The following is a 12471-nucleotide window of genomic DNA, read 5'->3' on the forward strand; positions in this document are numbered from 1 at the left end:
CGCTAAACAGCCTCTACAAGTACAAAGCTCCAATTTGGCTCATATACTGTGGTTTTGATAACGAGTACCAACTCTCGTCGTCACCTACTAATATCATGGATATGTTCAGCACGAGGCTCAGAGACCATTTTTCGAATCATTATTTTTGCTTCTTTTCAGCTGCCGAAGCTCTCTGTGGAAAAATTGATGATTGTACTTTCTCTCGTCATTGCCTGTTTAACTATCTTGAATTAAAGCTATCATACATGATGTTTTTTGATAAATCAAGATATTTTTCTGAACATTTTTAAAAATGAGTTAACTGTTCTGGAAGAGTCTTCTTTTTTATAAAATTTAAGCAAATGTTAAAGAGCGAGATATGGTGTCTTTCTTTTCTAGCGGTATAATAAAGATGAAGGGAGGTACAGTTTGTGTGGACCATCTGTATGAATGAATTTAAGCAGCTCTTCAAAAGCACAAAATCCATCTTAACAATTGTTATTATTTTCATTTTATCTACTTTTGTATCAAGTCTTCCATTTATAGCTGCTTATCAAGGGAAGTGGGAACAGGCAAAGGACCCTTATTCCATTGGGAATGAACTAGTGATTTCGTTATTTGGTTTCTTCCTTATTTTTTTATTATCTCATGATATTTTGAGCCGCGAAATTCATTTGAAAACCATTCGTTTTCTCGTCAGCAAAACGACCCGTTTAAACATTGTCATCGGGAAATATCTTGGGCTGATGCTGTTTTGGCTCAGTTGCATTATGACCACATATATATTAAATATGGTGATTTCACATCGTTTTCTGTTCTCTGATGCCTTAAAAATATTAACGTTTATCAGTGTCGGCATCTCCTGTGCTTTGTTTTTGTCCATGCTCTTTCCAACACCACAGAAATCGATGTTTGTTGGCATGTTGTTTTCCTTTCTATTTCCAATCATGAGCATGATGTCTGTTCTTTCTTCAGAACGGTTGATTCACTGGTTCCAATACGTGACGCCTTATTATTATGCGCGCTGGAGTGAACCGCTGACCTATGTGCTGATGAATGCCGCATTGACTGTTGTCTTACTCGTTGGAACTGCACTACTGTTTCAGAGGAGGGATGTCTAAGTGCTTCACACAAAAGGGCTGACAAAAAAATATCGGACAAAAGTCGCAATAGATCATATTGATCTTGATATCCATCAAGGGGATATCTTCGGCCTCATTGGACCGAAGGATGCTGGTAAGACGACCTTTTTTAATATCATTACAGGGATCTCCCGCCCCACCTCTGGCACGTTTATCATGATGAACATGACGTCGTTAAAAAAAGTACGTCATCATATCGGTGTTCTGCCTGAATATACAGATTTATATGAAGGGCTGACTGCTATTGAGCATATTGCCTATTTATCGAAAATTACGGGTACTCGCCAGAAAACGAGCTATTATGAAGAATTACTCGAATTTGTTGGCTTACATCGTTATCATCAAGAGAAAGTCGGTGCCTTTACACCTGGGATGAAGAAGCGGCTCGGAATGGCTCAGGCCATCGCTCATCGGCCTGACTTTATTTTACTTGATGAGCCTTTTGCGGATATTGATGCAGATTCTATCTTACATATCCAGCGGGTGATTGAATCGTTAAAATTCGAAGGAAAAACCGTCTTTTTAACAGCAGACGAGCCAAGGTTCACCCAACCTATTTGTACCAAAACAGCTTTCATATCTGAAGGAAAAGTCGTGTCCTCAAGTACTCATCCTCAAGAGAAAACCATCACGTCCTCAACCATTCGTGCCACCTTCAAGCATGCATGGATTGATGATGAGGTGAAGCCTGTTCTCACGCAGTACTTACAAAGTGTGGGAACAGACCTTGTGATCAGAGATGACGAGACCTCATTGTTGATTCGTTCAGAAGCTCAAGTCCCAGCCATCATCCGTGCGTTTGTGAAATGCAAAGTCGACCTATACCGAGTCACGGCGCAAGATGCCATGATGTCCACATAAAAAAGTACCGTACGCTCTCTGCACGGTACTTCTCTTTTTTTATAAAGGTTTACTCATGTAAATCCCAGTCTCAGCAAATCCCGTTTTCTCATAAAGTGAGCGGGCGATTTGATTATGGGCAAAGACATGCAGCGATAGTTTCTTCACACCTAATGACTTTGCCTGCTCTTCTAATGCCGCCATGGCCTGTTTTGCCAACCCTTTTCCTCGATACGCTTCAAACAAAATAAAATTATAAATAAAGCCTTCATGCTGGGGATGATCTGGATCATAGCAAAGCCATACCCATCCAATGGCTTCTTCTCCATGTAAGATGGTCCACAACTCATGATCTTCTGTCTGAAGTCCTTCAGGAAGCAGCCGGTCAAATTGTTCCTCTGCATTCTTTTGCGCTTCTTCCTGATTCCATGTCCCTGCGTGTACCTTTTCTTCTGCGTACCGCTTAATGGCCTTCTCTATCAAGACGTCATAATCTGTTTGCGACATTGGTAGTAATGTGACCAATCGTATCTCCCCCTTTTCTTTATCATATGCCGGGCATGTAAAAAAAGCCAGTCCCTTATAGGAACTGGCTAGCCACCGAACTGATCGGTTTGGGAGAGTTTGATCTCGACTGATTTTTTCTTTCCGCTTCGGTAAAATTGCACCTTTACCTTGTCGCCTACTTTCTTTTGATAAAGATATTTACGCAGATCGACGATGTTTTGTACTTCCTTGCCGTCAAACGACGTCACGACATCCAGCTCTTTTAACCCTGCTTTCCCTGCTGGAGACAAAGGCTCGACACTCATCACGACGACTCCGGTTGTGACCTTTGATGGCAGTTTTAACGTTTCCTGCCAATGATAGCTCGCAATATCTGCTAGTGATTTCATCCCAACACCAAGGTACGGACGCTTCACCTCTCCATAGCGCTCTAAATCCCCTATGACAGGGATCACCAGATTCGCAGGAATAGACAGCCCAATCCCTTCCACCTCTGACTCAGCAATCTTCATTGAATTGATGCCGATCACTTTGCCGTCCATATTAATCAAGGCTCCGCCGCTGTTCCCAGGATTAATGGCGGCATCCGTTTGCAAAACTTCCGCATTCCAATCCGTCTGTCCATCACCATTAGAATCAACAGGGATCGCACGCTCTGTTCCAGAAATCACACCTTGTGTGACGGAGCCAGCAAATTCAAGGCCTAATGGATTTCCGATGGCGATGACCGGCTCACCTGGTTTGACATGGTCTGAATTGCCGAAGGCGGCGGTTTTCTTGATCTTATCACTTTTGACCGTGAGTACCGCTAAATCCATCAGCTGATCACTGCCGACAAGATTTGCCCCGATCCTTGTCCCGTCCTGAAGGCTCACTTCAAGCTGGTTTGCGCCTTTGATGACATGATGGTTGGTCACGATATAAAAGATGTCTCCCTTTTTTTTATAAATCACACCTGACCCGCTGCCTGCTTCACCGCCTTCTTCCCAAAAACTCGACTTTTGAATGTTAATGACGCCGACAACTGTATCCGACATACTCGATACCACTTTTGTGACCGCATCATTCACGTTCACATTGACGGTCTTTAAAGGGCCATCTGATGCCTGCTGGTCTCCAGCTGACTGCCAGCCAAAGGGGCTGCCGCTCTGTCCAGACACATAGGGGAAAAAGAATCCCATTAAAAAAGCTCCTACCAATACACCGATCAGACCAGATAGGAAATATCCTTTTCTGCTTCGTCTCGGCTTCCACTCTACATCGCGATAATCCACTATGTTTCCTTCCTTTCAGTGAATAGATGATGTATATAGTGTTGGTAAGAAGCTCTTATCTTAATCATACGATTGTAAAAATCATACGGCGCAAAGTGGGGTTGCTTTTTTCGGGTCCGTATCATATAAATCAAAGCCATCCCCTACAACAAAGCCCTTCATTTCAAGCGTCTGCTGGACCGCCATACGGGCTAAGTCCTTCATGTTGTTGTCTTGACTCAAGTGGGCCAAATAAATGCGTGAGGTGGCGTCTCCAATCACGTCTGTCATAGCAAGAGCTGCATCTTCATTGGATACGTGTCCGACATCGCTCAAAATTCTGCGTTTAATGCTCCATGGGTAGCGCCCCATTTGCAGCATGCCGACATCATGGTTGCTCTCAAATACGAACGTATTGGCTGATTTAATAATCCCTTTCATCCGGTCACTCACATAGCCTGTATCCGTCATAAGGGCAAGTTTACGCCCGCCATAATGGAATACGTAAAACATGGGCTCTGCCGCATCATGTGATACGCCAAATGATTCAACATCGAGACCGCCGAATGATTGAACCGTCTCCATATCAAAGTGGAATTTCTGCTCCGTATCCACTTTCCCAATATGTGACTCCATCGCCTTCCATGTTTTCGCATTTGCATAGACAGGAAGCTTGTACTTTCTTGCCATCACACCAAGTCCTTTAATATGATCTGAGTGCTCGTGTGTGACAAAAATTCCGTCCAAGTCTTCTGGCTTTCGGTCGATTTGACCAAGCAGCTCTACCATCTGTTTGCCGCTTAAGCCCGCATCTACTAAAAAAGCATGCTCGTCTGTTTCTAAATAAAAAGCGTTCCCCGTACTTCCGCTCGCTAGTACACTGAACTGCAAGCTCATGTTCTCTCACTCCAATGAAGATTTGTCTTCTTTCTCTATATGATCAAGTGTTGAGCCATCAATGGCATTGATCAAATATTCTTCTTCTGTCTTTTTCTTTGAACCAGTTGCCACGCCTTCAATCTCTACTCGCCATACAGGAACCATGACTTGAGTGCTTGCACCTGGGTATTGCGTGTAGTAGCCAAGCTCCACTTTTTTCACTGTCGTGTTTTGGCTCAGCATATTTTGTGTATATAAGTCCTTCACCGTTTCAAGCGCTGGGACAAGGGTTTCTTTTCTCACTTCATTAATCGATGTCACCATCGACTGCCGATACGAGACGACCTCGTTTTGATCGTTCACATCCAATGTGATCTTCCCAATAGTTTCGGTGTCATCAAGACCTTCTTGGAAGATGTATTTTCCTTTATACGTTTGGAAAAAGACGATTTCACCTGTTTCTTCATCGATGCTCCAGAGCTTATAATTCTTACCATCCAGTAAACGCTGGCTCACAAGATTGGTCGCTGCTGTTTTCATATCTTTTTTCGGCAATGCAACTGGTTTATTGAAGGTCATTTCAAGCAGGGTGACAGGATCATCTTTCTCGGTTTTCGGGAATGTGCTTTTCGTCTTTTGATCAGCTAATCCGTCGACATCCTTTTTCGTATATTGCTTTTTCTCAGCTGTAATGCGGTATCCAATCTTCGCTTCATCTGATAGATTGCCATATTTGATTCCGTCTGCCTTCATTTCTTCCAGCGTATCTGTTTTTTCGATAATCGCAAAATGATCGGTCGATCGCTTTTCAAAGTATTGAAAACCTAGAAAGATATCGAGAACGAGAAAGGCTAGGATAAAGATCGTTTTGGTCTTATTCCACTCCATGATTCTCGCTCCCCTCTGTCAGCAAATCATTCGATAAAATGACGGTTTTTCCGTTATATTTCATACACCATACTGGCTCTAGCCAAACAAACATCGCTTGATCTTGATCTGATGCCGTGGATGTCGCTTGATAGGCAGGGAAAATCTGTTCAATTTTCTCTAAATCATCATACTTCGTCTGCTTGATGATCAAGTTTTTCAGCTCTGTCCCATTCATCAGTTTGACCTGTTCACTCTGACTCGCTTTGTTGCCGAGAATGTAGTTTGGACGCTTATAACTCAAGATGTCATCATTCGCCCATTGCACTTCAAGTGATGTCATACCAAATGGATGTTTTGTGCTGTTGACGATCGGCAGTCCATCCATAAACATATTAAAGGACAGCTGCTGGTTGCTGTTAATGCCGAAGTATTGATAATTATCGGTAAAACTTCCGGTATCATTGAAATACTTCACGCTTCGCTTGATCAAATCTCCCGTTTGGAATACGGTACTAGAATTGATATTACGATGCTGATATTGGATGCGGTGGTCTTTTTGATTTGCTTCAAGACGACTCGTTCCATCTGTATACACCGTCCGGTTTAAATTAGACTCCTCCCCAACTAGACTTGGGTCTGTAAACAAAGCGTCCTTGAATTTGCTTGTCTTAATCGTTTCGATAAAGAACATTTTCGCTTCAAGCTGCTTTTGCTTCTGCGGCAGAAGGAAATCTCGTTTTGAATTTGTAGAGAAAGTATAAAGATCATAGCGCGGCATCTCGTTTTGAGCGGCTGCAATACTATCCATCAAATTACGATAGTTGGCAGATTCAATCGTTAGCTCAAGCACCGATTCCTTGCTGTATGAAACCAAATAAACTTTCTTATTGGCCTTATCCGGCTGAGCGAACGGCACAATCATCCGGTCAAACGAGTTGTATTCAATGGATTTATTCGGCCATTTAAACAGCGCTTGGAAAATATCAATCGGAATCGGATCATTGAACACAAGATCCAATGTTTTGCCTTGCCCCTCGCGTCCATAGAAGAAATTCTTAAATTTCTGCTCGGAATATTGGTCCGACACATCAGTAATCTCTTTGACATCCCACAGGCTCACATCATTCCAAAAGTTTTGGAAGAGTTCCTTTTGATCCACTTTGAAATGCTCTCCATTGGAATGGATGAACATCTCACGCGGCTTCACGACATCAATGAGACTCCGAGGCTCGTCGCTTGAAATCTTCTTCGTTTCCACGACCTGTGTGCCGGCATCCGCCTGATCCTGCATGACGGGCTGGAACATCCAAATATTCCACGTAAACACAAGACTGATCGCAATTAGGATTGTCAATATAATGGTTTTAAAGGTCTCACGCTTCATCCCAATCATCCTCTTGTTCTTCATTGTACGGAAGGGTAAAGGTTACCGTTGTTCCTTTTCCTTCAATGCTGTCAGCCCAAATATCTCCGCCATGAGCCTGAACCATTTCTTTTGCAATCGCAAGACCTAGGCCGGTTCCGCCAAGTTTTCTTGTTCTTGCCTTATCCACTCGATAAAAACGTTCAAAGATTTTATCCATATCCTTCTTCGGAATACCGATTCCTTCATCTTTGACACTGAATAACACAAGACCTTGCTCCTCATCCAAATCGACAGTGAACGTAATGTGTCCACCCTCTGGCGAGTATTTCATAGCATTGGAAATGATATTATCGAGCACCTGAGTGATTTTATCTTGATCAATTTCCACATATATTTCACGCTGCGGCAAGTTGCGGATGAAATCGACATGCTGCTCCTTCGTCATTTCAAAACGATCAATGACGAGCGAGATAAACCTGATAAAATTCGTCCACTCACGATTGAATTGATAATCCTTGCTGTCGAACTTAGACAGCTGGAGCAGGTCATTCACAAGTCTAATCATGCGCTCTGTTTCATTTTGCGTGACACTGAGGAACCTTGGCGCAAGCTCTTTATCACCAATCGCACCTTCAGCGAGTGCCTCAAGATAGCTTCGCATTGTCGTAAGCGGTGTGCGTAGCTCATGCGATACGTTCGCCACGAATTCACGACGTTCCGCATCAATTTTTTCCTGCTCGGTTACGTCATAAATGACTGCAATTAAACCATCAATTTTCCCATGCTCTTTCTGAATCACTGAGAAATTCACACGCAAAACAGACAGCTGATCTTCACGTTCAATTTCTAGCAGCATGGAGTCTTGATTTTCGACTAAATCTTCAAATGTATGAGTTTCTTCTAAGCCAAGCAAGGATGTAATCGGCATCTCTAGAGCTGTTTCACGTGAAACATTCAAAAGTTCTAGTGCCGGGCTGTTTAATAGAATAATGGCCCCATTTTGATTTGTGGCAATGACGCCATCGGTCATATAGGCGATAACAGAAGAAAGCTTTTTCCTCTCACCCTCTGTCATCAGCTGCGCTTCCTCCAGCTCTCTCGTCAAATGGTTAAATGTCGTCGCTAGCTGACCAATCTCATCATGTCCATACTTCCGAACCTTTCTGGAAAAGTTCCCTTTGGCGAGCTCGATCGCTTGCTTTCTCATATCCGAAATTGGGTGTGTAATGGTTCTGAATATGAATATACCAAGTAGAGCGGTCGTCCCAAGTGCGATGAGTGTACCCGTCGCCAAAATGGTGTTGATCGTTCGCATTTGGTTAAAAACACTTTCCATGGATGAGACCACATAAATGACACCAACGGTTTCTTGATTCTCATTTTTCACGGCTGTCGCTGATATGCGGACTCGTTTATTCGATTCTGGGTCATAGAATTTTTTCTCGTAGTCTTTGCCAACCGCGAAAATACGGCTAATGATTTGATCTGTGATTTTCTTCCCGGCAATCTCTTGACTGCCGTTATTCACAGAGGCAATGACCTCTCTGCTTTCGTCAATATAGCTGACTTCAGAAATTTCATTAGACTCATCTTTGTTGTTAAAATCGTTTAATATCTTTTGAGCATCCTCTTTTAATTCTGCCTTGCTTTTCGATGAATCTTGTTCTAGGTAATACGATAACGAGTAGATTCGCTGATTCAAGGAATTATCATAGGAATTAATTAAGGACTGCTCTAGCTGCTTCACAAAGTACACGCCAATGATCTGCATGGCGACAATGATCAGCAGCACATAAATCAAGGTCAATTTAAAGTGAATCGAGCGAAAAAAACCTACTTTACTCATAAGAATCTTAGTCCTGCTCTGGGTTTCTTAAATAATAGCCGACGCCTCGTCTTGTTACGATCCAGCTCGGGTGGCTAGGGTTGTCTTCAATTTTTTCACGAAGACGGCGGACTGTCACGTCTACTGTACGGACATCCCCGAAGTAATCGTAGCCCCAAACCGTTTGCAGTAAGTGCTCACGTGTCATGACTTGTCCAATATGTTTCGCTAAGTAATGAAGCAATTCGAACTCACGATGCGTTAGCTCAATCGTTTCGTCACGCTTAGACACGACATACGCATCTGGGTAGATCACAAGTGAACCAATCTCGATATCATTTGATTCAGATTCTTCCTCTGATTGCGGAGCAGCCGTCTGTCTTCTTAAATTTGCTTTTACACGTGCAAGCAGCTCGCGTGTACTGAATGGCTTTGTGACATAATCGTCTGCACCAAGCTCAAGACCAATGACTTTATCGATTTCAGAGTCTTTTGCTGTCAGCATGATAATCGGCATGTCATATTTCTTTCTCACTTCACGGCATACTTCAACGCCATCTTTGTTCGGCAGCATAATGTCGAGCAAAATAATGTCTGGCTTAATTTCTTCTACCATTTCAAGGGCTTCATTTCCGTCATACGCACAATGAACCTCGTAGCCCTCTTTTCTTAAGTTAAATTCCAATATATCCGCAATCGGCTTTTCATCATCTACGACAAGAATCTTTTTTTCCATTGTGATTTCCTCCTGCATTTTTAGCATCTATGTCATTCCATTTTGCATGTCTCATTACGCCTTCTTCATTTACGAAAAAAAGGCTCACTGTCTATTATAACGTTTTAAGAGGCAAAGATAAAAATAATAACGGCTTTCTTTGCTAGTAAACGTTGGATAGAAGAACTTCACCCAAAAGATTTGATGACTTTTTCCTTTTTTATTGAAACTTTTCCAGTCACCAAACGTCTATATACATGTAACGTCTTCTTCTTATGGAGCCGGGCCCTACCTAGGTCCGGCTTCTCCCTTTTTATGCCTTCTTTTCATAATAAAAACGCACCTGCGATTGCAGATGCGTTTGGAAGTGGCTCGGGACGGAATCGAACCGCCGACACACGGATTTTCAGTCCGTTGCTCTACCAACTGAGCTACCGAGCCATCRTCAAAAGATKMATWTGTATAAATGGCGGTCCGGACGGGACTCGAACCCGCGACCTCCTGCGTGACAGGCAGGCATTCTAACCAACTGAACTACCGGACCTCAGTAACTTGCCCGAAAAAGCAATCGTGGTGCTCCTTCAAGCAAGTGAGGAAAAATTAGCTTAACGCTAAAGTAAATCAATGACCCGTACGGGATTCGAACCCGTGTTACCGCCGTGAAAGGGCGGTGTCTTAACCGCTTGACCAACGGGCCAAAACATGGTGAGCCATGAAGGACTCGAACCTTCGACCCTCTGATTAAAAGTCAGATGCTCTACCAACTGAGCTAATGGCTCTCGGTTTGTGAAAAGTAATTCTGAAGAAGTTGTACTGCGTCAAACCAATCGCTTTAAAAAAGCTGGAACATCGCATCCTAACAAGTTTCAGAGACCTTTGCAACAACGAGATTTATAATATCATAGAGTAATTACATATGGCAATACGTTTTTCGACATTTTTTTAAAAAAAGTGTCGGATTTGATATCTTATGTTACATCGCCTAAATCCGAAAGCGCCTTCATTCAATCAATGGCTATTGCCCAATCCAGCACACAGAAACGTTTGATTCCGACCAATATTGGTTATACAAGAAACAAACAGCATGGTGATTGAAAAAGGAGGAAGCATAGGATGAGTTCATTTAAATTAGGAGACAAAATGCCCGATTTTTCACTGCCAACAGTGCAGGGCGATCACATTGAGTTTTACAAACATTTAGAGGAGCATCAAAGCTGGCACCTTATCGTTTTCTTTAGAGGATCATGGTGCCCAGTATGTGTCGAAGAATTAAAAGAGCTGGAAAAACAGCAATCCTATTTTCAAGAAAAGGATATTCACTTAATGACGATCTCAACGGATAATCCTGAAGACTTGAAAGAATTTGCAGACAAAGAGGGACTTTCTTTCCCCATCATGTCTGACCAAGACCTCACATCATTGAAAGCCTATGAAGTCTTCTATCACGGGGAAGATGCCCCATATGAAGATCATGGGGTGCACGGAGAACCCGCCTACTTCTTATTAAATGAAAAAGGCCAAGTCCTCTATCAACAAAGACAAACAAGTCCATTTGGCAGACCGCACGCCAACGAACTGCGCAAAATCATTCAATACATTCGTAAAAATTTAAAAGGCCAATATAAAAGCCTAAAATAAAAAAGAAGCTCTCATCAGAGGGCTTCTTTTTTATGAATGTTTTTTGTTGTATAGCCAATCTGCGGTGAAAAACACAAGAAGACCTGTCATTAAAATCACAAAAGTCACAGGTGTACTCTCACCTTGAAAAAAAGCGTAAGACGCATGTCCTCCTAATGCTAGAAGATAAAAAACAAACGCCGATCCTGCTGCTTTTTGTGCATTGGCTTGTTCTCTTTTCGTCGTTTTTTTGAAAAACATTGTATCTATTCCCCTTTAAGATGCTTTCTTCATTGTCACACGGCGAAGTGCCCGTGATCTGATATACTCCATTGGCCCAATACGCCAGACGTGTAAGCAAAGGGCTGAAATGGCGATTTGCAGCAGAGAGATCAACAACCATGACAAGACGATAAGGGGGGCGTTGATTTGACCGCCAAGACCCAATCCCCAGCTGTAAAAAAGGATCGAGCAGATGACATTTTGCAGGATATAGCAGCTAAGCGCCATTTTCCCTACATATTCAAACCAAGTCCACATGAACCATGACTCCGTGCGTGCTAGAAGCTTCGCCACGACAGCAATATAGAAAATAGAGAGGAATGGCGAAAACACATAGCGCACCACGAATTCCACTATGTCATTTGGTACAAAGACGAGCGCATTCAGCGGCAGTCCAATCCACAAACCCATTCGGAACAATGTTTTCCGTAGAGTTTGCCCACGCTCATTTGCATAAAATACACCGGCTCTCATCATCCGCACACCTAATAAAAACAAAAAGGTATTCATTGGGATAATAAAGATCGCTTCTTCTCGGTACATCAAAAAGTGCTGTAATCGGTCTTGAACTTGAGATATCCATGTCTCCGGCAGTTGTTCTTCGTACGCTGGTTCACTGCTCTCGTCATAGGATTCATTTTCCAATTCAGAGAAAGAAAATACAACGAGAAAAGCCGTCACCAACAAATGAATGACACCCGAGACAATCATGCCTTTTTTGATGCGCCGACTTCCTCCACGGACAATAAACGCCACAAGCAAACCCGTGATGGCGTAACTCATGAGCACATCATATTCCATCACTAGCGCAAAATGGACAAAGCCTTCAATAAATAAAAATAAAAGAATCCATAAATATGTACCCGGCCAAGTCATATTTTTTCTTTTCGCCTGCTGGTATTTCAGCTCTAGCCCTACGCCAAACATGATTGTGAGCAGCGATAGCATTTTGCCATAAACGAACATAGAGACAAGACTTTCAAGAAAACTGCCATTTTCATATTCATCCGCAATTTGATCTGTCGCAAAGGTATCCCCTGCGTATGCAAAAAACCAGACGTTTGTACCCAATGTGCCTAATATCGCAAAACCTCGTAAAATATCTAATAATCGTATTCTTTCTTTCACTAGAACGCTCCTTCCCTTTTATACAGTTATCATATTTTGGTAATGACAGGAAGAGCGTTCCGTAGAAA

12 protein-coding genes, 4 tRNA genes and 1 other annotated feature (1 of these 17 running past the window's edge) are annotated in these 12471 nt (G+C 42.6%); of the genes, 3 read left to right on the forward strand and 13 right to left on the reverse strand.

The features are described from left to right. Positions 1–218, reverse strand: a binding site (T-box leader) (it extends 53 nt beyond the left edge of the window). Between the two features lie 192 nt (positions 219–410). Together ACTJJD_RS14965 and ACTJJD_RS14970 are read left to right on the forward strand one after the other, a co-directional pair. After that, the gene (locus ACTJJD_RS14965) at positions 411–1100 is read left to right on the forward strand and encodes an ABC transporter permease (protein ID WP_008347476.1); all 690 of its coding nucleotides are present in this window, start codon (positions 411–413) and stop codon (positions 1098–1100) included. Then, positions 1101–1982 carry an ABC transporter ATP-binding protein gene (locus ACTJJD_RS14970; protein WP_242731360.1) on the forward strand — a complete coding sequence of 294 codons (882 nt, stop codon included), beginning with the start codon at positions 1101–1103 and terminating at the stop codon, positions 1980–1982. Positions 1983–2021: 39 nt separating this feature from the next. On the opposite strand, the gene ACTJJD_RS14975 is transcribed toward ACTJJD_RS14970, so the two are convergent. The 11 genes from ACTJJD_RS14975 to ACTJJD_RS15025 form a co-directional block, all read right to left on the reverse strand. Beyond that, entirely contained in the window at positions 2022–2486 is a 465-nt protein-coding gene (locus tag ACTJJD_RS14975; protein WP_242731362.1) for a GNAT family N-acetyltransferase, read from the reverse strand. Positions 2487–2554: 68 nt separating this feature from the next. Next, positions 2555–3742: a S1C family serine protease gene (locus ACTJJD_RS14980; RefSeq protein ID WP_440608597.1), complete on the reverse strand. Its 1188-nt coding sequence runs from the start codon at positions 3740–3742 to the stop codon at positions 2555–2557. 81 nt (positions 3743–3823) lie between these two features. Next, positions 3824–4618 carry an MBL fold metallo-hydrolase gene (locus ACTJJD_RS14985; protein ID WP_007497388.1) on the reverse strand — a complete coding sequence of 265 codons (795 nt, stop codon included), beginning with the start codon at positions 4616–4618 and terminating at the stop codon, positions 3824–3826. A gap of 6 nt (positions 4619–4624) precedes the next feature. Next, positions 4625–5488 (reverse strand): two-component system regulatory protein YycI, encoded by an 864-nt coding sequence (locus ACTJJD_RS14990; protein WP_024718467.1) that lies wholly within the window; start codon positions 5486–5488, stop codon positions 4625–4627. Next, positions 5475–6854, reverse strand: coding sequence for a two-component system activity regulator YycH (gene yycH / locus ACTJJD_RS14995; RefSeq protein ID WP_060781600.1), 1380 nt, complete (start codon positions 6852–6854; stop codon positions 5475–5477). The genes ACTJJD_RS14990 and yycH overlap by 14 nt, the downstream gene beginning before the upstream one ends. After that, positions 6844–8682, reverse strand: a complete 1839-nt coding sequence (gene walK / locus ACTJJD_RS15000) for a cell wall metabolism sensor histidine kinase WalK (RefSeq protein ID WP_007497390.1) — start codon at positions 8680–8682, stop codon at positions 6844–6846. The genes yycH and walK overlap by 11 nt, the downstream gene beginning before the upstream one ends. 7 nt (positions 8683–8689) lie before the next feature. After that, positions 8690–9397 (reverse strand): response regulator YycF, encoded by a 708-nt coding sequence (gene yycF / locus ACTJJD_RS15005; protein WP_017359978.1) that lies wholly within the window; start codon positions 9395–9397, stop codon positions 8690–8692. Between the two features lie 347 nt (positions 9398–9744). After that, positions 9745–9817, reverse strand: a tRNA-Phe gene (locus tag ACTJJD_RS15010). 26 nt (positions 9818–9843) lie between these two features. Further along, a tRNA-Asp gene (locus ACTJJD_RS15015) sits at positions 9844–9920 on the reverse strand. Positions 9921–10001: 81 nt separating this feature from the next. Next, positions 10002–10073 (reverse strand) — tRNA-Glu (locus tag ACTJJD_RS15020). A gap of 6 nt (positions 10074–10079) precedes the next feature. After that, a tRNA-Lys gene (locus ACTJJD_RS15025) sits at positions 10080–10155 on the reverse strand. Positions 10156–10489: 334 nt separating this feature from the next. Between ACTJJD_RS15025 and ACTJJD_RS15030 the strand changes: the two genes are divergently transcribed. Then, positions 10490–11014, forward strand: coding sequence for a peroxiredoxin family protein (locus tag ACTJJD_RS15030; RefSeq protein WP_039170410.1), 525 nt, complete (start codon positions 10490–10492; stop codon positions 11012–11014). Positions 11015–11044: 30 nt separating this feature from the next. Here ACTJJD_RS15030 and ACTJJD_RS15035 read toward each other — a convergent pair whose 3' ends face one another. Beyond that, positions 11045–11254 (reverse strand): hypothetical protein, encoded by a 210-nt coding sequence (locus ACTJJD_RS15035; protein ID WP_024718463.1) that lies wholly within the window; start codon positions 11252–11254, stop codon positions 11045–11047. Between the two features lie 15 nt (positions 11255–11269). Continuing rightward, entirely contained in the window at positions 11270–12403 is a 1134-nt protein-coding gene (locus ACTJJD_RS15040; protein WP_241511662.1) for a DUF418 domain-containing protein, read from the reverse strand. Between the last annotated feature and the right edge of the window lie 68 nt (positions 12404–12471).

It is taken from the genome of Bacillus sp. 22446, from assembly GCF_052044955.1.
In the GTDB taxonomy this organism is placed as follows: Bacteria; Bacillota; Bacilli; order Bacillales; family Bacillaceae; genus Bacillus; species Bacillus altitudinis.

Excerpts from the sequence above, each read along its gene's own strand:
- walK (WP_007497390.1), bottom strand. The coding sequence starts at position 8,682 with ATGAGTAAAGTAGGTTTTTTTCGCTCGATTCACTTTAAATTGACCTTG.
- ACTJJD_RS14990 (WP_024718467.1), bottom strand. The coding sequence starts at position 5,488 with ATGGAGTGGAATAAGACCAAAACGATCTTTATCCTAGCCTTTCTCGTT.
- ACTJJD_RS15030 (WP_039170410.1), top strand. The coding sequence starts at position 10,490 with ATGAGTTCATTTAAATTAGGAGACAAAATGCCCGATTTTTCACTGCCA.
- ACTJJD_RS14985 (WP_007497388.1), bottom strand. The coding sequence starts at position 4,618 with ATGAGCTTGCAGTTCAGTGTACTAGCGAGCGGAAGTACGGGGAACGCT.
- ACTJJD_RS15035 (WP_024718463.1), bottom strand. The coding sequence starts at position 11,254 with ATGTTTTTCAAAAAAACGACGAAAAGAGAACAAGCCAATGCACAAAAA.
- yycH (WP_060781600.1), bottom strand. The coding sequence starts at position 6,854 with ATGAAGCGTGAGACCTTTAAAACCATTATATTGACAATCCTAATTGCG.
- yycF (WP_017359978.1), bottom strand. The coding sequence starts at position 9,397 with ATGGAAAAAAAGATTCTTGTCGTAGATGATGAAAAGCCGATTGCGGAT.